The organism is Achromobacter sp. F4_2707 (assembly GCF_047501535.1).
Taxonomy (GTDB): domain Bacteria; phylum Pseudomonadota; class Gammaproteobacteria; order Burkholderiales; family Burkholderiaceae_B; genus Yanghanlia.
Window position 1 is genome coordinate 145,786 of record NZ_JAZDRJ010000006.1, and the last position, 16,881, is coordinate 162,666.

Here is a 16,881-nt window from a genome sequence, read left to right on the forward strand (position 1 = left end):
GTGGCGGGTGCGCCAACGGGCCTTCATTTGCAGCAGCCGGGCCGGCTGGCCGTGGCGCGCGCCTGCCGCTTGCTCAGAGATTCACCGAGGCTGTTAAAATGGCGGATTATCGTGCGTGCCGTGATACGCGGCGGTTTGCGCCGTGCAACGAGAGAGTACAAAATTGGAACCCTACACCCTACCAGATAGCGACGGGCACTTCGGCCGTTTCGGCGGGTCTTTTGTCGCCGAAACGCTGGTCCATGCGCTTGATGAACTTAAGGACGCCTACGAGCGTTATCGCAACGACCCCGAATTCCTCAAAGAATTTCACTACGAGCTCAAGCACTTCGTGGGTCGCCCCAGCCCGGTTTACCACGCCAAGCGCTGGTCGGAACAACTCGGCGGTGCGCAAATCTGGTTCAAGCGTGAAGATCTCAATCACACAGGCGCACACAAGGTCAACAACTGCATTGGGCAGATTCTGCTGGCAAAGCGCTTGGGCAAACAGCGCATTATTGCTGAAACCGGCGCCGGTCAGCATGGTGTGGCTACCGCCACCGTGGCGGCCCGCTACGGCCTGGAATGCGTGGTTTACATGGGCAGCGAAGATGTTCGCCGCCAAGCCTCCAACGTTTATCGCATGAAGCTGCTGGGCGCGACGGTTGTGCCGGTGGAATCTGGTTCCCGCACCCTGAAAGACGCCCTCAACGAAGCTATGCGCGATTGGGTTACCAACGTAGAAAACACGTTTTACATCATTGGCACGGTGGCAGGGCCGCACCCTTATCCCATGATGGTCCGAGATTTTCAGTCCATCATTGGTACAGAATGCCTCGAACAAATGCCGGCGGATGCCGGCGGCCAGCCGGATTACATCGTGGCGGCAGTGGGTGGCGGCTCGAACGCCATGGGTATCTTCTACCCCTATATCGATCATCCCAATGTGCAGTTGGTTGGGGTCGAGGCGGCGGGCCGTGGGCTGGACTCAGGCGCGCATGCCGCACCCTTGAATGCCGGCGCCGTGGGGGTGTTGCATGGTAATCGCACTTACGTCATGCAGAACGAAGACGGCCAGATCATCGAAACGCATTCCGTCTCAGCCGGGCTGGACTACCCGGGCGTGGGGCCCGAGCACGCCTGGTTGAAAGATTGCGGCCGTGCTACTTACGCCGGTATTACCGACGAAGAAGCCATCCAGGCTTTCCACGATTGCTGCCGCTTTGAAGGCATTATGCCGGCGCTGGAATCCGCTCATGCTATTGCGCAGGCGGTAAAGATGGCGCCGTCGCTGGGGCGTGACAAAATCATTCTGGTTAATCTGTCCGGGCGTGGCGACAAGGACATGCACACCGTCGCCGAGTACGGCGGCATCCAGTTGTAAAGGAAGGTCTAACGCAATGAATGCTTCTAATGAGCGCCTGCAGGCCGCCTTCACCCGTTTGGCGGGCCGCACGGCCCTGGTTCCCTATGTGACTGCCGGCGATCCTTCCCTCGATGCCACGCCCAAGCTGATGCACGAGCTGGTCAAGGCGGGTGCCGATATCATCGAACTTGGCATACCGTTTTCCGACCCAATGGCCGACGGCCCTGTGATTCAGCGTGCTGCCGAAAGGGCGATTGCCCGGGGCACTACGCTGCGTCATGTTTTGGAAATGGTGGCTGAGTTCCGCCGCAACGACACCACCACGCCGGTCGTGTTTATGGGTTATGCCAACCCCATTGAGCGCATGGGGCAGCAGGCTTTTGTCGATGCCGCTAAGGAAGTCGGCCTGGACGGTATTCTGGTGGTGGATTATCCGCCCGAGGAAATCGCTGAATTCGCCGCCATGCTGGATGAAGCCAGCATTGATCCCATATTCTTGCTGGCGCCGACCTCTACCGACGCGCGCATGCAGGCCGTGGCCAAAGTGGCTCGCGGCTATGTGTATTATGTGTCGCTCAAGGGCGTGACGGGCGCAGGAAATCTGGATACCGACGATGTCGCTCGCAGGCTGAGTATCATTCGTCAACATGTGAAGATACCCGTTGGGGTGGGGTTTGGCATTCGCGATCCGGAAAGCGCTAAAAAGGTGTCGGAATGCGCCGATGCGGTAGTCATCGGCAGCAAAATCATCGAAACCATGGAAGAGGCGGTGCAGGCTGCACAGGCTGAAGGGCTGTCTGCTCAGGAAAGCGACGCTCGCGCCATCAAGGCGGCGGCTGATTGGCTCGCTGGAATCCGGGCGGTGCTGGGCTAACGCCCGCGCTGGTGCTGCAAACTATCCGGCACAGCCGGGAATATTCGGGAAAGAACAATGAGTTGGATAGACAAGATCCTGCCCCCACGGATCAACCGTAATAACGGTGCTGAAAGCGGGGCCAATAAACGAGTGCCGGAAGGTCTCTGGGTCAAGTGCCGGGAGTGCGAATCCGTCCTCTACAAAGAAGATCTGAAGGCGACACTGAATGTCTGCCCTAATTGCAGCCATCATATGCGCATCAATGCCCGCGCACGAATTGATGCGTTGCTGGACGCCGAAGGCCGTGTCGAGATCGGCCAGAACACGCGCGCCATGGACCCCCTCAAGTTCCGTGACAGTCGCAAATACCCCGACCGCGTCACCGAAGCCGTGAAGCTGACGGGCGAAAGCGAAGCCATGGTTGTAATGAGCGGAGCGGTTCATGCGGTGCCGGTGGTGCTGGCATGTTTTGAGTTCGAGTTCATGGGCGGCTCCATGGGCTCTGTAGTTGGCGAACGTTTCTGTCGGGGTGTGCAGGCGGCCATTGATAACCGCACGCCTTTTGTCTGTGTGGCGGCTTCGGGCGGCGCCCGCATGCAGGAAAGCCTGTTTTCCCTGATGCAGATGGCCAAGACCAATGCCATGCTGACCCGCTTGTCTGCTGAACGCCTACCGTTTATCAGCATACTCACCGACCCGACCATGGGCGGTGTGTCGGCCAGTTTCGCCTTCATGGGTGATGTCGTCATTGCCGAACCCAAGGCCTTGATCGGCTTTGCAGGGCCGCGCGTGATTGAACAAACCGTGCGTGAGAAACTCCCGGAAGGTTTCCAGCGGGCTGAGTTCCTGCTGGAAAAAGGCGCTGTAGACATGGTGGTGGACCGCCGTGAAATGCGTCGCGAACTGGCCCAGTTGCTTGCCTTGCTGATGCGTCAGCCCGACGAAGTCGTACAAGCTTAGTTAAGGCCTGAGGCTTTTCCCCGCAATGCCCGCTGCGCTGTCGGCGGGCATTGCTGCTTTGTCTGAAGGCGGTTGAGCATCCGGCCCAGTTGTCGGTATGTGAATCGTCACATTTACTCGCTAACCTGCCTGATGGGATGCTTTTCCCAGGATGGTTCGTGGGCGACCTTCACCCGCTTTCGACCCTATTAACCCATTTCTTAAAGAAGGATGATGCAGTGAGCAGTAATGCATTTCTCGAAGCCGCTTCCAAGCGCCGCACTCAATACGCTTTGGGCAAGAACTTGTCTCTAAGTCGAGATGAGGTCACTGCCCTGATTCAGCAGGCCGTGAAGATCAGTCCCTCCTCGTTTAACTCGCAGAGTTCACGCGCTGTGATTCTGTGGGGCGCACAGAGCGAAAAATTCTGGGAGATCGTGAAGGCTGAATTGAGAAAAATTGTTCCTGCCGAGAATTTTGAGCCGACCAGCAAAAAGATCGACGGCTTTGCCGCCGGAGCAGGCACCGTGCTGTTCTATGAAGATCAGAACGTCGTTAAAGGTTTGCAGGAAAAATTCCCTGCTTATGCAGAGAACTTCCCGGTCTGGTCAGAACAAGCTTCCGGCATCGCTCAGTTTGCCGTCTGGACTGCACTGGCCAACGCCGATATTGGCGCCAGCCTGCAGCATTACAACCCGCTGCCCGATGCCGCAGCTGCTGCAGAGTGGGGGATTTCACCCAGCTGGACGCTGCGGGCGCAAATGCCCTTCGGCTCGAACGAGGCGCCGTTTGGCGAGAAAGCGTTTATGAACGACGACGAACGCTTCCTGGTTTTTGCCTAATAGAGGGCTTGCTGCCTACAGGCGTGTAAAGCATTGAAGGGCGGGGTATTGTTGATCAAACCCCGCCCTTTTTGTGTGGCGTGCCAGGTGTGTGTGTGATGAGGATGCCGCTCTTATGAGAAAAAAAGCCCTTGTATGGATGCGTCGCGACTTGCGCTGTTACGACCATGCTGCGCTCTATCATGCGCTGCGCCACTTCGAGCACGTCTATTGCGTGTTCGTGTTCGACACCGATATTTTGGATGGTTTGCCCGACCGTACTGATCGGCGAGTGGAATTCATCCACCTCAGTGTGTTGGAACTGCATCAATGTTTGCAGCAGCTGGCGGCCTCTAGTGGCGCTGCGGGTGGCGGGCTCATCGTTCGCCATGGCCCTGCAAAACCTTGCATTGTGCAGCTGGCGCAGGAACTCGGGGTGCAAGAGGTGCTAACCAACCGTGATTACGAACCTCAGGCTATTGCACGCGATCAGGGCGTAGCTCAGGCATTGAAAGCGGTTGGCATTGGCTTTAGCGATTACAAGGATCAGGTGCTGTTGGAGCGCGATGAGGTTCTCACCCAGCAGCGCAAGCCCTACAGTGTGTTCACTCCCTATAAGAAAGCGTGGTTGCAAAAGCTGGACGCCTTCCAGCTCAAACCCTACCTCGTGGAGCGTTACGCCCACCATTTGGCTGCACCGCCAGCGGGCGAACGTTTGCCCTCCTTGGCTGATATCGGTTTTTCACCCAGCAATCTGCGGGATTTGCGCTTGCCCACGGGTATGCAGGGTGGGCGGCTGCTACTGCAGGAATTTCTGCCCCGCATGGCGAAGTACCACGAAACGCGCGATTACCCCGGCGTGAAAGGGGTGTCGTATTTATCGGTACATCTACGCTTTGGCACCGTTTCCATTCGCGAGGTGGCTGCATTAGCCGCAAGGCAGGCGGGCCAAGGCTGCGCCGGCGCTCAAACATGGCTGTCCGAGCTGGCGTGGCGGGACTTCTACTTTATGATTCTCTGGCATCACCCGCGAGTGGTGGAGCAGTCATTCAAGCCGGAATACGATCAGATTCTTTGGGATGAAGCGCCAGAGCTCTGGCAAGCCTGGTGTGAAGGGCGTACCGGTTACCCGCTTGTTGATGCAGCCATGCGGCAGCTTCTGCAGACTGGCTACATGCATAACCGGTTGCGCATGGTGGTGGCGAGTTTTCTCACCAAAGATCTTGGTATTGACTGGCGTCGTGGTGAGCGGTTCTTCGCTCGCCATTTGAACGATTACGACCTGGCGGCCAACAACGGTGGCTGGCAGTGGGCGGCGTCCACAGGGTGTGATGCGCAGCCCTGGTTTCGTATTTTCAATCCGGTTAAACAATCTGAGCGGTTCGACCCAGAGGGGAAGTTTATCCGCCGGTACCTACCTGAGTTGGCGCGGGTGCCGACTGCACACATCCACTTCCCTGCGGCCGTGAAGCCTGCGGTACTGGCTGCGTGTGGCTTGCGCCTGGGGGTCGATTACCCATTGCCGGTGGTGGACCATGCTCGGGCACGCGAACATACGTTGATGCGCTTTTCGGGCCTGACAGATCAGCAGGCCTAGGCAGGCAGAGCGCAGGTTGCCGCGCTCTGCCTGTGTACTGAAGTGCTGAATATGAAAAAGCGGAAAATTGAAACGGGCAGGCGGGTGGTTTCCCTAGCCTGCCCGATCAGCGGTTTAGTCCTGCTGAGTTTCCACTAACTGCAATGGCTCGCTAGCCACGGCTGCGCGGGGTTTGCGCGGGCGGCCCAGACGAACCGGCGGCTCTTCTGCAACAACGGGCTGGCTAACATTGCGCGTTTCGATGAGCTGCAAACCCGCCGATTCCAGATTGTCTTTTATTTGCGAAGCAGGCGCTACGCCATTCAAAGACTCAGGCGTGACGGCTGTGTCTGCCGCCGCAAGTTCCTGTTTCTCATCAACGGTTGTTTCCGGCAGAACTTCTGCTTTGGCGACCGTAGCCTGGCCGACTGGTTCAGCTACGGGTTCAACGGCAGCTTCTGCAGTAGTTTCAACGACTGGCTCTACAGCCGCCTCGATGATGGGCTCTTCAGCCGATTCAGCTACAGGTTGTTCAGCCAATTCCACGACAGGTTCTGCATCGGGCTCAGTTGCAGCCGTTTCCACAGGCTCCGCTACAGGTTCTGCAGCAGGAGCGGCTGCTTCCGGGCTTGCCACAGGGGCTTCCGGTTCCTGGGGGATCACGGCCTGGGGGGCTTCTGCAGGACGCCTGTCCTCGGCGGGAGCAGTGGTTTCCACTTGTGTTGTGGCCGGAGTGTCGGTTGTTACCGGCAGCTCAGCGACAGGTTCGCTTGCAACGGGTTCTACAGGCTCTGCCGCAGGCGTTGCAACGGCGGTCTCGACGGCCTGAGCATGAGCATTGGTGGAAGCAGCTGCGGCAGGAGCGGCAACGCGGCTAGAAACAGCTTCGGCGGGTGCCGCAGTGGCGACCTGAGCCGGTTGCTCGGCGGGCACTGGGTCGTTGACAGCCTCGGCAGCCGGAGCAGTCTGAGTGCTTGCGTCGGAGCTTGCGCGGGTTTCGACTTGCGCGGGCACGTTGCTGTCGGCCTGTGCGGCACGAACAGGCGTTTCGCTGGCGGGAATATCGCCGCTATCTTCGTGTGTTGCGTTACCGTCTAGCGCCAGGCCTTCGGTGTTTTCCCCGCTGCGGCGGCCACGACGGCTGCGGCGGCGGCGGCGCTTGCGTTCGGGTTCGGCCTGATCCGCATCCTCGCCTTCGGCTTGTGGGTGGCGCGACTCCGTGGCGTCTGCCGCGTTGACATCCGCCTGTTGCATGGAGGCGTCTGTGTGGGCGGCAGGTGCTGCGGAGGCGGTGTCGTTGCGTGCCCCAGAGCGGGTGGTTGCGGCTGCGTCGGCGACCACAACGCCGGCGGCGGCAGAGGTGGAAACCACATCACGGTCGGCGTCCGCCCGTGGGCTGACAGCCTGTTCGTTCTGAGCGATAGCGTCGTTTTCGAGCTGTTGCTTGCCGTGCTCGTCGGTGCGACGCCCGCGACCCCGGCCACGGCGCCCGCGGCCACCACGATTGCTGGTGGTTGTGTCGGCCGTTTCAGCCAGGAGTTGTGGTGCCTGCGGCGCTACGGGCTGAGCTGCCTGAGCGGTGTCAGTGCCAGCCTGCTGCGGGCGGCTGCGATTGCTTTCCTTGCGTACTTCGCCATCAGGACGGCGTTCGCGGCGGCGGTTGCGGTCGCCGCGTTGGCCGTGACCGCGTTCGCCTCCACGGCCGCGCTTGGTAGCGCTATCGGCCTGGGGCGTGGTGACGGGTTCGGCCACGGGAGCGGGTTTGTCGCCACCAGTCAACCAACCAATCAGACGCTTGAACAGGCTGGGTTGGGCAGTGCCAGCTTGCGGTGCTTCAACTTTAGGTTGGTGAACGGGAGCAGGCTGCGCATGAGTAATGCTCTTGACCAATGCTTCTGGGCGTGGCTTGGCATCTTGGGCGCGAGCGGGCGCCCACGTAGAGGGCTGTTCAGCTTCGCTGACCAGATCAAAGCTGGATTTGCTGTCATCCAGGCGCGGGTCATCGTGGCGCAGGCGCTCAATGTGGTGATGCGGAGTTTCCAGCGCTTTGTTGGGGATGAGCACCAGGTTGACCTTGAGGCGCGACTCGATTTTGGAGATGTCGTTGCGCTTTTCGTTCAACAGGAAAGTGGCGACATCGACCGGCACCTGAGCGTGCAGGGCGGCGGTGCCTTCTTTCATGGCTTCTTCCTGCAGCAGGCGCAGGACGTGCAGAGCACTGGATTCGGCGTCGCGGATCACACCCGTGCCGGTACAGCGCGGGCACGTGACGTGGGAGCCTTCGTTAAGGGCCGGACGCAGGCGCTGGCGGGACAGTTCCATGAGCCCGAAGCGCGAGATCTTGCCCATCTGGACGCGAGCGCGGTCAAAGTGGAGGGCATCGCGAACGCGCTGTTCCACCGCGCGTTGGTTCTTGTTGTCCTCCATATCGATGAAATCGATCACGATCAGACCGCCGAGATCTCGCAGGCGTAGCTGGCGCGCCACTTCATCGGCGGCTTCCAGGTTGGTGCGCAGGGCGGTTTCTTCGATATCGGAGCCGCGTGTGGCACGAGCCGAGTTGACGTCGATGGCCACCAGCGCTTCGGTATGGTCGATCACCACCGAGCCGCCCGAGGGCAGTTGCACCGTGCGTGAATAGGCGGTTTCGATTTGGTGCTCGATCTGGAAGCGCGAGAACAGCGGGATGTCGTCGTGATAGAACTTCACCCGCTGGACATTGTCGGGCATGACTACGCTCATAAAGGCGGTGGCCTGCTCGAAGATGTCGCTGGTGTCGATGAGGATTTCACCGATTTCGGGCGAGTAGTAATCGCGGATGGCCCGGATGACCAGGCTGGACTCCAAATAAATAAGAATGGGAGCCTTGTTTTCGCGGGCAGCGCCGTCAATGGCGTTCCAGAGTTGCAACAGGTAGGAAAGATCCCATTGCAGTTCTTCGACGCTGCGGCCGATGCCTGCGGTGCGGGCAATGATGCTCATTCCCTGGGGGGTATTGAGCTGCTCCATGGCCTCACGCAGTTCTTGGCGGTCTTCGCCTTCCACACGGCGCGATACACCACCGCCGCGCGGGTTGTTGGGCATCAGCACCAGATAGCGACCGGCCAGCGAGATAAAGGTGGTCAGGGCGGCGCCCTTGTTACCACGCTCTTCTTTTTCGACCTGGATGATGAGTTCCTGGCCTTCGTGGAGGGCGTCCTGGATGCGCGCTGTGCGGACATCTACGCCTTCCTTGAAGTAAGTGCGGGCGATCTCCTTAAAGGGGAGAAAGCCGTGGCGTTCTTCACCGTAGTTGACGAAGCAGGCTTCGAGACCTGGTTCGATACGAGTAATGACGCCTTTGTAGATATTGCCTTTGCGTTGTTCACGCCCGGCGGATTCTATGTCGAGGTCGATCAGTTTCTGACCATCGACAATGGCAACGCGTAGTTCTTCTTGATGCGTTGCATTGAACAACATCCGTTTCATGAGGGTGATTCTCCGTAGTCATGGCGCACCGTTAATCGGCGCACGACCGCGGGTCACTCGGTGTGGGGCGTTGAATGCTCAGAGGGAGGAGGGGGCGGCTTGACGTGATTGAACAACGCCCCCCCGATTTGTCAGGATGGCACGACGCGCCGCCGGTTGCGGATGCGCGGTTCAGTCAGCACTGGGGTCAATTTCACTGTAGTGGTTGACGATAAAAAAAATGACTGGAAACGCAGCCGTACGGTAGTACGACTGGTGCAAAAATACGATGACAAAACCTGCTGAAATTCAATGCCGCACGCGGAAACCAGCTCTTCGCCATGTAGCGGGAATCTTTTTCTTCCGCTTTTCATGTGACGGGCCTGCCCGGCGACCTAATGACCCAGAAGCTGAAAGTGTGGCAGTACAATGGAGCCCGTTCGCCCAACGGAGACGCACCCTTGCATCTCTACGTCGGCGTTTTTTCAGCTTCTATAGGCTGACGCGATTATATGCCTGTTTTCCCCAAGCGTAAAACATCTTCTTCACAATCAGAGCGCCCGTCGGTGCGCATGTTGAGCATCGGGCCGGACTCGGCCGGTCAGCGAGTTGACAATTTTCTCGTCAAAGTCTGCAAAGGTGTTCCAAAAAGTCACATTTACAAGGCCATCCGCAGTGGTGAGGTACGTGTGAATAAAGGGCGGGTTCAGGCCGATCATCGCCTGGCTGAAGGCGATATGCTGCGGATTCCGCCTCTGCGTCTGCCTGCGGCCGATGAGCCCCGTAAAGTGCCGCCCTTTGCCTTTCCAGTGGTCTACGAAGACGACGCCATGGTGGTGATCGACAAACCTGCGGGTGTGGCGGTGCACGGCGGCAGCGGCGTTTCCTTCGGCGTGATTGAGCAGCTGCGCGCGGCGCGCCCGCAGGCGCGCTTTCTGGAACTCGCCCACCGGCTTGACCGCGAAACATCCGGCTTGCTGATTGTGGCCAAGCAGCGCAAAGCGTTATTGGCCTTGCACAATATGTTCCGGCAAAGTGCCGGGCGGAAAATTTACCAAGCGCTGGTTGTCGGTGACTGGGTGAACGATAGGCAGCATATTCGCAAGCCTTTGCTCAAATGGCTGACGGCGGGTGGCGAGCGGCGCGTCAAGGTGGATGCCGAAGGCAAGTCTGCCCACACCATTGTCACGTGCTTGAAGCGTTTTGGCCGCTACACTCTGGTCGAAGCGGAACTTCGTACCGGTCGCACCCATCAAATCAGGGTGCACTTGGCGTCCAGCGGTTTTCCCATTGTGGGAGACGACAAATACGGTTCCGACGAAGTGCGCGAGCATTTCACGCGCTTGGGGTTCAAGCGCATGTTCCTGCACGCGGCGCAACTGGAAATTCCCCACCCGCTAACAGGTGAGAACCTGTTGCTGGAAGCACCGTTGCCGCCCGCGTGCGTTGATATTCTGCATCATCTGGAGCGAAACAAGTGAAGCGGTACAAGGCGGTTATTTTCGATTGGGATGGAACGGTGATGGATTCTACGGCCTCTATTGCGGGGGCCATCCAGGCAGCTTGTGTCGATCTTGAGCAGCCCGTTCCTTCTGTAGAAGAGGCCAGCTGGGTGATAGGCTTGTCGTTGGATCAGGCTTTGCAGCGTTGTGCGCCGGGCTTACAACCAGAGCAGATTCCACTCTTTATCGAACGTTATCGGCATCATTTTTTTCTGTTCGATCAGCAATTGGCTTTGTTTGACGGCATTCTGCCCTTGTTCGATCACCTGCAAGAGCAGAATATCCGCCTCGGAGTGGCGACAGGCAAGTCGCGTCATGGGTTGGATCGCGTATTGCAAGCGCATCAACTGACAAGCCGCTTTGATTGCACGCGCTGTGCTGACGAGTCAAAGGGTAAGCCGCATCCGGCCATGTTGTTCGACATCATGCAGCGGCTGGACCTTAAGCCCGAAGAGATGCTGATGGTGGGTGATACCACGCACGACGTGCAGATGGCGGCCAGCGCAGGGGTGGACAGCATGGCGGTCACCTATGGCGCACATAGCAAGCGTACACTGTTGATGTCCGAACCCACTGTCATGGTGTCCAGTGTCCGGGAAATGCACAACTGGTTGTCGGCGCGTCTCTAAGTTCGTAGCGCGCTCGCACATCGGGCGCGGTGCAGCATTGTTTTTAAGGAGCAGGCATGTCCAGATTCCGTGTGCCCCTGATTCCCGCTTCTGAAATTACCCCGCCCGAGGTCTGGCAGTCGCGCCGTCGCTGGTTGGGGCAGGCAGCCGCTTTAGGGGTGTTGGCAGGAGCGGGGCCTGCCGCGCTGGCGGCTCGTGCCACAGGCGGAGATGATCTACCCGAATTGCCGGGGCAGCCAAATGGCGCGTTTTCCGTTGTCGACAAACCTAACGCATGGCGTGAGATCACCGGCTACAACAATTTCTACGAGTTCGGCACCGATAAAGAAGACCCGCTTCGTTATGCGGGCCGTATGGTGACTGAGCCCTGGACTGTCGAGGTGGGTGGCGAAGTGCTTAAACCACGCACCTTCGATATAGACCAATTGCGGCGGCTGGCGCCAATGGAAGAACGTGTTTACCGCCTGCGCTGTGTAGAGGCGTGGTCCATGGTGATCCCCTGGGTGGGGTATCCGCTGGCGGAAGTACTCAAGCAGGTCCAGCCCACTGGCAATGCCAAATACATTACGTTTGAAACGGCCTTGCAACCCGATGCCATGCCTGGCGTGAAACGCGGGATTATCGACTGGCCTTATGTTGAGGCGCTGCGTATGGATGAAGCCATGCATCCGCTCACCTTGTTGGTCTTTGGCCTGTACGGCAAGGCGCTGCCCAACCAGAACGGCGCGCCTCTGCGCCTGGCCGTGCCCTGGAAATATGGCTTCAAATCGGCCAAATCCATTGTGCGTATCCGTTGCGTGGAACAACAACCGCGCAGCAGCTGGATGGTGGCTGCACCGACAGAATATGGTTTCTACGCCAATGTAAACCCCGATGTGCGGCACCCACGCTGGAGTCAGGCCACGGAACGGCGTATTGGCGACCATATACTGGCGCCCCGGGTGAAAACGCGCATGTTCAATGGTTATGGCGAACAGGTGGCTTCGCTTTACACGGGCATGGATCTCGCTCGTGACTTCTAAGCAGCGTCAGTGGTCTGCGCGCACAGTGGGGCGTTTTAAGCCGCTGTTATTTCTACTTTGCCTGTATCCGGTGTTCCGCTGGGTGTGGCTGGCCCTGGGAGCGAATGGTCTGGGGGTGAATCCGCCGGAGTTTCTGATCCGCTCAACCGGTGTGTGGTCGCTGGTGCTGTTGTGGGCCACGCTTTGTGTGACACCTGTGCGGCGGTTGCTGGGGCAGCCCGCTTTGGTCACGGTGCGGCGCATGCTGGGGCTGTTCAGCTTCTTTTACGCTGTCCTTCATGTGCTGGGCTGGGCGTACTGGGAACGCGGCGGCGTGTTGGCGGAAATGTGGGCCGACATCCTGCAACGTACTTTTGTGTGGGTGGGGGTGCTGGCCTTCATACCCATGATGCTGCTGGCGGTGACTTCCACCCGGGGCTGGATGCGGCGTTTGGGCCGCAACTGGCAGCGGCTGCACTACAGCGTGTATGGCATTGCCGTGTTGTCGGTCTGGCACTTCTGGCTGGTGCGTAGCGGCAAGGTCGATTACCTGGAGCCCGTACTGTATGGGCTGGTACTGGCCGCGCTTTTTATAGCCCGCTATATATTATGGCGGGCGAGCAGGGGCTGAACACGGGCCGCTGATAGCGCTTGGTTAGGGCAGGGCGTCAAGAATAGCCAGGGTTTCCGCGTCGGGCTCACCGTCGTGGCGGGCCGGGCGGAAATGCATTTGGAAGGCGCGCAGTACGCGGCGTGTTTCGGCATCCAGGGTTCCGCTATGTGGCGCCGCATAGCCCGCATGGCGCAATTTTTCCTGAATGGCCGCCGCCGGCGGCAAGCCTTTCGCCCGATATTGATCTGCCAGTCGGGCGGCCTTGGCTTCATCGTACCAGCGGCCCAGGCCGGCGTCGGCCAGTCGCTTCCAGGGGAAGGCGGGCCCGGGGTCTTGTTTGCGTTGTGGAGCAATGTCGCTATGGCCGACCACGTTGCGCGCATGGATCTGGTGGCGGGCAACAATGTCTTGCAGCAGTGTGATCAGCGCTGAAATCTGGTTCTCTGTATAAGGTTGCCAGCCGCCGTCCACCGGGCCCTTGTTGACGATTTCCACACCAATGGATGAGGCGTTCAAGTCGCTGCGGCCATACCATTCGCTCTGGCCCGCATGCCAGGCGCGGCGGCTTTCATCAACGAGTTGATATATGCGCGGGGGGTCTTCGTCGGTAATCAGGTAGTGGCTGCTGACATTGCGCTTCGACAGAATATCCAGAGAGCGGGGTGTATTGGCAACCGTATAGTGCAGCACGACGAACGAGACGCGGCTGCTCTGGCTGATGGCTTGTATGCTGCGGTCAACGCGCAGTGCCGTGCTGCCGTCGGGCGCCGCACAGCCGGCCAGCAGGGCGATACAAGCCAGTATTGCGCTGCCAGCCAGACGTGGCAGCCTTGCGCCACTGAGCCAGCTAGTTGTGGTGGCGCACCAACGTGGGCGTTTCCGCTTCAGCGGGCGGCCAGAAACAGGAATAAAGTGGGTTTCTTGGCCAGATCGGGTTGGGGCTTTTGTTTCCATTCGGCAATGCTGTGGGTGCGTATCCATTCGTCTGTTGTGGTCAGGGATCTGGCCACGCAGAGTTGAGTGTCGCCCTTGAGCGTTTGCAGCAGGCTCTGAAACATGGCGTCGTTGCGATAAGGCGTTTCAATAAAAAGCTGGGTTTGTGAGTGTTTCCGTGAGGCGGCTTCCCAGGCTTTAAGGCTTTGAGCGCGTTCATCGGGCTTGACCGGGGCGTAACCATGGAACGTGAAGCGCTGCCCGTCCAGGCCGCTGGCCATCAGGCCGAGCAACAGCGAAGACGGCCCCACCCACGGCGCGACGCGCAGGCCTAACGTGTGCGCCATGGCTGCCACTCGTGCTCCGGGGTCGGCCACGGCTGGGCAACCTGCTTCGGAAACCAAGCCGATTTCTCCTCCCTGGCGCAGGGGTTCCAGCCATTGGCGGATTTGCCGCGCATCGACATCCTTGCTCAGAGTGTGAATCGTGATTTCCTGCAAGGGGCGTGCCGTGCCAATGAGTTTCAGAAAGGCGCGTGCTGTTTTGGCGTTTTCGGCAATATAGGTATCGAGCCGCCCGGCCAGCAGGCGCACGTCTTCGGGCAGCCAGGAAGAAGGCGGGGCGTCGCCCAGGCCAACCGGAATCAAATGCAGTGTGCCGGGGTTCATGAGCAGGCTCCTGTAGAGGCTAGCAGCGGGTTGATGCCGAACTTACGCAACATGCGAGAAAGGGCAATAAGCGGCAGCCCGATAATGGCAGTGGGGTCGTCGGAGCTCATGGATTCCATCAGGGCAATGCCCAGGCTTTCTGCCTTGGCGCTGCCGGCGGTGTCATAGGGGCGTTCACGTTCCAGGTAATTCTGGATTTCTAAATCGTCCAGCGTGCGAAAGCGGCAGGTGGTGATAACGTTCTCGGTGATGGCTTTATGACCATTGCTTAAGCACAGGGCGCTATGGAATTCCACGCTGCGCCCGCTTAACATACGCAGTTGCGCTACGGCGTTGTCGTGGCTGCCGGGCTTGCCGATGCACTGGCCGTCAAAGCTTGCGACCTGATCGGAGCCGATCACCAGCGCTTCTGGGTGCCGGGCGGTAATTGCATCGGCTTTGGCGCGGGACAGGCGTACAGCCAGGGTTACCGGGCTTTCTCCGGGCTGCGGGCTTTCGTCGATTTCTGGGGAAATGGCGGTGAAAGGCAGGCCAAGACGCTTGAGCATGTCGTGGCGGTAAGGCGAACTTGAGGCTAGAATGAGACGCATGGTGGCAGGGTTGTGGCTAAATGAATTGACTGGCAGGCCGCCAAACAGCTATTATTCTACGTTTTCTTCGTACTTGATGCCTTGGGTTTCAGGTAAATTGTAATGCGCAAGGCAGCTTTAACGGTTGATACTTGGGAACTTGCCCGTTTGGTGCAGGAGCAGCATGGCGAAGCACCGCTGGCAGGCTTTTCCCGATTGCTTGAGGGTCTGCCTGAGCAAACTGGCCGTGTTGTAAGCTGGTCGGTTAGCGGCGAAACGAACACCTTGGGGCAGTGCTTTATGACGCTGCGGGCCCGGGTCGACGTTACGCTGGAATGCCAACGCTGCCTTTCGATGTTCGATTACTCCCTGCAGATGGAAAACCGTCTGCGGCTGGTCGAAACCGAGGCGGAAATCGAAGCCGAAGAAGCAGGGGTGGATGATCCCGATATCCCGGATCATCTGCTGGGGTCGTCGTTTTTTGATGTTCTGGAGCTTGTCGAGGACGAGCTCATCCTGGCTTTGCCCTATGTGCCCAAGCACGAGGTTTGTCCGTCGTTGCCTCAGGAACTTGAAACTCCCGAGGGCAGCGATACTGGTCGCCCATCGCCATTTGCGGTGCTAGCGAAACTAAAGAAAGATTGATTTAACAGGAGTCCACCATGGCCGTTCAGCAAAACAAGAAAAGTCCTTCAAGGCGCGGCATGCGTCGTTCGCACGACGCTTTGACCACGCCCCCCACAGCAATTGAGCCGACTACCGGCGAATTGCATCTGCGTCACCACATCAGCCCCAACGGTTTCTACCGCGGTCGCAAGGTCCTCAAGACCAAGAACGACGAGTAATTCTCGCCCTTATTACGAAAGCGGCTGGAAACCTATTCTAGATGTCTGCGACACCCATACGCCTGGCGGTGGATTGCATGGGTGGTGACCACGGTCTGTCGGTCACCATACCCGCTGTTGTGCAATTCGCTAAGCAGCATCCTGACACGCACTTTCTGCTGTCCGGGAATGCTGAAATGATAGGGCGTGCGCTGGAAAAAGAAGGCGTGCAAAGCGCGGGCTGGTATGAAATCCTGCCCGCTTCCGAAGTCATTCTCATGGATGACACAGTGGAAACCGCTTTGCGGCGAAAAAAAGATTCTTCTATGCGTGTCGCCATCCAGGCTGTCAAAGACGGCCGGGCCGGCGCCTGCGTTTCTGCTGGGAATACGGGTGCGCTGATGGCGGTTTCACGTTATCTGCTCAAAACGCTCGACGGTATTGATCGCCCGGCGATCGCTACGTCTATTCCCAACGTCAAGGGCGGAGCCACCACAGTGCTCGATCTTGGCGCCAATGTTGATTGTTCGGCAGAACATCTGCTGCAGTTCGCCATTATGGGAACGGCCTTGGTCGGTGCGTTGGATCAGCGCAAGCAGCCCACGGTTGGCCTGCTCAACATTGGCGAAGAAGTCATCAAGGGCAATGAGGTCGTCAAGCAGGCGGCCGAGCTCTTGCGCAAAAGCGGTTTGAACTTCCATGGCAACGTGGAAGGCGACGACATTTGCAAGGGCACGGTTGATGTCATCGTCTGTGATGGCTTTGTCGGCAATGTGGTGCTGAAATCGATAGAAGGTGTGGCGCGTATGGTTGCATCCATGATGCGCGCCGAGTTCACCCGCAACGTTCTTTCTATGGGTGCGGGTGTTATTGCACGCCCTGTTCTGAACCGTCTGCGCGATAAGGTGGACAATCGTCGCTATAATGGCGCGGCGCTGCTGGGGTTGCGTGGCATTGTTATTAAAAGTCACGGCTCCGCCGACGCTTATGCGTTCGGTCACGCGCTGCAGCGTACTCGAGAAGCAGTTCACAACGGCTTGCTTGCCGGCACTACCGAAGCCATCGCGCGTTTGCGCGAGCGCATGCAGGCAACCGTCGTAGACACATCGGACGAAACTCCCGCCTGACGCGCGACAGCGGTACGAACGGAGCCAGGAA

The 16,881-nt window shown here is 58.9% G+C and carries 16 protein-coding genes; 12 read left to right on the forward strand and 4 right to left on the reverse strand.

Going from position 1 to position 16,881, the window contains the following annotated elements; all coding sequences use genetic code 11:
• The first annotated feature begins 163 nt into the window (after positions 1-163).
• From trpB to VRY85_RS07840, 5 genes are all read left to right on the forward strand, one after another.
• The gene (gene trpB, locus VRY85_RS07820) at positions 164-1,363 is read left to right on the forward strand and encodes a tryptophan synthase subunit beta (protein WP_414598024.1); all 1,200 of its coding nucleotides are present in this window, start codon (positions 164-166) and stop codon (positions 1,361-1,363) included.
• A 16-nt stretch (positions 1,364-1,379) separates the two neighbouring features.
• Positions 1,380-2,219 (forward strand): tryptophan synthase subunit alpha, encoded by an 840-nt coding sequence (gene trpA, locus VRY85_RS07825; RefSeq protein ID WP_414598025.1) that lies wholly within the window; start codon positions 1,380-1,382, stop codon positions 2,217-2,219.
• Between the two features lie 57 nt (positions 2,220-2,276).
• Entirely contained in the window at positions 2,277-3,161 is an 885-nt protein-coding gene (gene accD, locus VRY85_RS07830; RefSeq protein WP_414598026.1) for an acetyl-CoA carboxylase, carboxyltransferase subunit beta, read from the forward strand.
• A gap of 218 nt (positions 3,162-3,379) precedes the next feature.
• On the forward strand, positions 3,380-3,982 hold the full coding sequence (locus tag VRY85_RS07835; RefSeq protein WP_414598085.1) for a nitroreductase family protein: 603 nt from the start codon (positions 3,380-3,382) through the stop codon (positions 3,980-3,982).
• Positions 3,983-4,097: 115 nt separating this feature from the next.
• Positions 4,098-5,558: a cryptochrome/photolyase family protein gene (locus VRY85_RS07840; RefSeq protein ID WP_414598027.1), complete on the forward strand. Its 1,461-nt coding sequence runs from the start codon at positions 4,098-4,100 to the stop codon at positions 5,556-5,558.
• Positions 5,559-5,672: 114 nt separating this feature from the next.
• Here the strand turns inward: VRY85_RS07840 and VRY85_RS07845 are convergent, their stop codons facing one another.
• Positions 5,673-9,005, reverse strand: coding sequence for an Rne/Rng family ribonuclease (locus VRY85_RS07845; protein WP_414598028.1), 3,333 nt, complete (start codon positions 9,003-9,005; stop codon positions 5,673-5,675).
• A gap of 491 nt (positions 9,006-9,496) precedes the next feature.
• Between VRY85_RS07845 and VRY85_RS07850 the strand changes: the two genes are divergently transcribed.
• The 4 genes from VRY85_RS07850 to VRY85_RS07865 are packed head-to-tail and all read left to right on the forward strand — an operon-like array spanning position 9,497 to position 12,747.
• Positions 9,497-10,465, forward strand: coding sequence for an RluA family pseudouridine synthase (locus tag VRY85_RS07850; protein ID WP_414598029.1), 969 nt, complete (start codon positions 9,497-9,499; stop codon positions 10,463-10,465).
• Entirely contained in the window at positions 10,462-11,115 is a 654-nt protein-coding gene (locus tag VRY85_RS07855) for an HAD family hydrolase (protein WP_414598030.1), read from the forward strand. Before VRY85_RS07850 ends, VRY85_RS07855 begins: the two co-directional genes overlap by 4 nt.
• A gap of 56 nt (positions 11,116-11,171) precedes the next feature.
• A complete protein-coding gene (gene msrP / locus VRY85_RS07860) occupies positions 11,172-12,137 on the forward strand; it encodes a protein-methionine-sulfoxide reductase catalytic subunit MsrP (RefSeq protein ID WP_414598031.1) in 966 nt (321 codons plus the stop codon).
• Positions 12,127-12,747 carry a sulfite oxidase heme-binding subunit YedZ gene (locus VRY85_RS07865; protein ID WP_414598032.1) on the forward strand — a complete coding sequence of 207 codons (621 nt, stop codon included), beginning with the start codon at positions 12,127-12,129 and terminating at the stop codon, positions 12,745-12,747. The genes msrP and VRY85_RS07865 overlap by 11 nt, the downstream gene beginning before the upstream one ends.
• A gap of 24 nt (positions 12,748-12,771) precedes the next feature.
• Here VRY85_RS07865 and VRY85_RS07870 read toward each other — a convergent pair whose 3' ends face one another.
• Genes VRY85_RS07870 through VRY85_RS07880 form a run of 3 tightly spaced genes read right to left on the reverse strand, consistent with a single transcriptional unit; the run spans position 12,772 to position 14,920 of the window.
• Positions 12,772-13,557, reverse strand: a complete 786-nt coding sequence (locus VRY85_RS07870) for an N-acetylmuramoyl-L-alanine amidase (RefSeq protein ID WP_414598086.1) — start codon at positions 13,555-13,557, stop codon at positions 12,772-12,774.
• Positions 13,558-13,613: 56 nt separating this feature from the next.
• A complete protein-coding gene (locus tag VRY85_RS07875) occupies positions 13,614-14,330 on the reverse strand; it encodes an SAM-dependent methyltransferase (RefSeq protein ID WP_414598033.1) in 717 nt (238 codons plus the stop codon).
• Positions 14,327-14,920: a Maf family nucleotide pyrophosphatase gene (locus VRY85_RS07880; protein ID WP_414598034.1), complete on the reverse strand. Its 594-nt coding sequence runs from the start codon at positions 14,918-14,920 to the stop codon at positions 14,327-14,329. The genes VRY85_RS07875 and VRY85_RS07880 overlap by 4 nt, the downstream gene beginning before the upstream one ends.
• 102 nt (positions 14,921-15,022) lie before the next feature.
• Between VRY85_RS07880 and VRY85_RS07885 the strand changes: the two genes are divergently transcribed.
• The 3 genes from VRY85_RS07885 to plsX are packed head-to-tail and all read left to right on the forward strand — an operon-like array spanning position 15,023 to position 16,850.
• Positions 15,023-15,544: a YceD family protein gene (locus VRY85_RS07885; RefSeq protein WP_414598035.1), complete on the forward strand. Its 522-nt coding sequence runs from the start codon at positions 15,023-15,025 to the stop codon at positions 15,542-15,544.
• Positions 15,545-15,561: 17 nt separating this feature from the next.
• Positions 15,562-15,744 (forward strand): 50S ribosomal protein L32, encoded by a 183-nt coding sequence (rpmF, locus tag VRY85_RS07890; protein WP_414598036.1) that lies wholly within the window; start codon positions 15,562-15,564, stop codon positions 15,742-15,744.
• A 41-nt stretch (positions 15,745-15,785) separates the two neighbouring features.
• Positions 15,786-16,850 carry a phosphate acyltransferase PlsX gene (gene plsX / locus VRY85_RS07895; protein ID WP_414598037.1) on the forward strand — a complete coding sequence of 355 codons (1,065 nt, stop codon included), beginning with the start codon at positions 15,786-15,788 and terminating at the stop codon, positions 16,848-16,850.
• Positions 16,851-16,881 lie beyond the last annotated feature (31 nt).

What these genes read in the sequence shown, in the direction of transcription:
- trpA (WP_414598025.1), top strand. Translation starts at nt 1,380, where the DNA reads ATGAATGCTTCTAATGAGCGCCTGCAGGCCGCCTTCACCCGTTTGGCG.
- accD (WP_414598026.1), top strand. Translation starts at nt 2,277, where the DNA reads ATGAGTTGGATAGACAAGATCCTGCCCCCACGGATCAACCGTAATAAC.
- VRY85_RS07840 (WP_414598027.1), top strand. Translation starts at nt 4,098, where the DNA reads ATGAGAAAAAAAGCCCTTGTATGGATGCGTCGCGACTTGCGCTGTTAC.
- VRY85_RS07845 (WP_414598028.1), bottom strand. Translation starts at nt 9,005, where the DNA reads ATGAAACGGATGTTGTTCAATGCAACGCATCAAGAAGAACTACGCGTT.
- VRY85_RS07850 (WP_414598029.1), top strand. Translation starts at nt 9,497, where the DNA reads ATGCCTGTTTTCCCCAAGCGTAAAACATCTTCTTCACAATCAGAGCGC.
- msrP (WP_414598031.1), top strand. Translation starts at nt 11,172, where the DNA reads ATGTCCAGATTCCGTGTGCCCCTGATTCCCGCTTCTGAAATTACCCCG.
- VRY85_RS07875 (WP_414598033.1), bottom strand. Translation starts at nt 14,330, where the DNA reads ATGAACCCCGGCACACTGCATTTGATTCCGGTTGGCCTGGGCGACGCC.
- VRY85_RS07880 (WP_414598034.1), bottom strand. Translation starts at nt 14,920, where the DNA reads ATGCGTCTCATTCTAGCCTCAAGTTCGCCTTACCGCCACGACATGCTC.
- VRY85_RS07885 (WP_414598035.1), top strand. Translation starts at nt 15,023, where the DNA reads ATGCGCAAGGCAGCTTTAACGGTTGATACTTGGGAACTTGCCCGTTTG.
- rpmF (WP_414598036.1), top strand. Translation starts at nt 15,562, where the DNA reads ATGGCCGTTCAGCAAAACAAGAAAAGTCCTTCAAGGCGCGGCATGCGT.
- plsX (WP_414598037.1), top strand. Translation starts at nt 15,786, where the DNA reads ATGTCTGCGACACCCATACGCCTGGCGGTGGATTGCATGGGTGGTGAC.